The 1,276-nt window shown below is 71.6% G+C and carries 1 protein-coding gene; it reads left to right on the top strand.

Going from position 1 to position 1,276, the window contains the following annotated elements:
* Positions 1 to 96: 96 nt before the first annotated feature.
* On the top strand, positions 97 to 1,276 hold a 1,180-nt coding region (locus ACFXAZ_RS05325), incomplete at its 3' end, for a pyridoxal phosphate-dependent aminotransferase (protein ID WP_384585393.1).

Raw genomic sequence — 1,276 nt, 5'->3', positions numbered from 1 at the left:
ATACCGGCGCGGCGCCCCCCGACACCGCCCGGGGGCCCCCCCCCTGCCGCGCCGCCCCCGCCCCCCCCCCCGCCCCCGCCCCTCATGGAGGTCGCTTTGGCTGACAACGTCACCTCGCTGTTCCGCGGTACGGCGGCGCACAGTCCGTCGATGGCGGCGCTGACGCGGGAGGGCGGCGACGGGTCCGGCCCGGTGGACTTCTGCATCCCCTGCAACCCGTACTTCCCGACGCCCGCCATGTTCGAGGAGATGGCGGCGCGGCTGCGGGACATCGTCACGTACTACCCGAGCGGCGCCGACACCATCACGGCCGAGCTGTGCGGCCTCCTCCAGTTGCCGCCGCAGTGCGTGGCGATGGGCAACGGCTCCACGGAACTCATCACCTGGATCGATCACCTCCTGGTCCGTGAATCCCTCGCCATCCCCGTCCCCACCTTCGGCCGCTGGACCGACCAGCCGATGGAGACGGGCAAGCGGGTGGACATGTTCCCGCTCCAGGAGTCGAGCGGCTTCGCCCTGGACCTGGCCCGGTACGCGGAGTTCATCCGCGCCCGCGACACCCGCGTGGCCGTGCTCTGCAACCCGAACAACCCCGACGGCGGCTTCCTGCGCAAGCACGCCATCGTGCGGTTCATGGACGCGATGGCGGACCGGGACCTGGTGGTGATCGACGAGTCCTTCCTGGAGTTCGCGGACGCGGAGGCCGAACCGAGCGTCGTACGGGAGGCGATGATCCGGCCGAACGTCATCGTGCTGCGCAGTCTCGGCAAGAACTTCGGCCTGCACGGCATCCGCTTCGGCTACCTCGTCGCGAACCCCGCGCTGGCGGGCAGGATCCGCGCGATGCTGCCGAAATGGAACCTCAACTCCTTCGCCGAGTATGTGGTCTTCATGCTCAAGGAGCACGGCCCGGAGTACGCGCGGAGCCTGCACCAGGTCCGCCGGGACCGCCTGGACATGGCGAGCCGGCTCGCCTCGCTGCCGGGCCTCACCGTCTACCCGTCCCAGGGCAACTTCCTCTTCGTACGGCTGCCGGTGGGCGCGGAGGGGACCGTCGTCCGGGACCGGCTGCTCACCGAGCACCGCATCCTGGTCCGCGAGTGCGGCAACCAGATCGGTTCCTCCAGTCGCTTCCTGCGGCTCGTGGTGCGCCCCCAGGTGGACGTCCGCCGCCTGGTGTCCGGCCTGGAACAGGTGCTCCACGGGACCGGGAGGGGAGCCGTGGGGGGGGGGGCGGGGGGCGTGGGGGGCGCGCGAGAGAGAGCGCGCCGCCGCG

Source organism: Streptomyces sp. NPDC059477 (genome assembly GCF_042749375.1).
In the GTDB taxonomy this organism is placed as follows: Bacteria; Actinomycetota; Actinomycetes; order Streptomycetales; family Streptomycetaceae; genus Streptomyces.
Note: the sequence above shows the minus strand (reverse complement) of the source record. Positions and strands in the feature narration are given on the sequence as shown.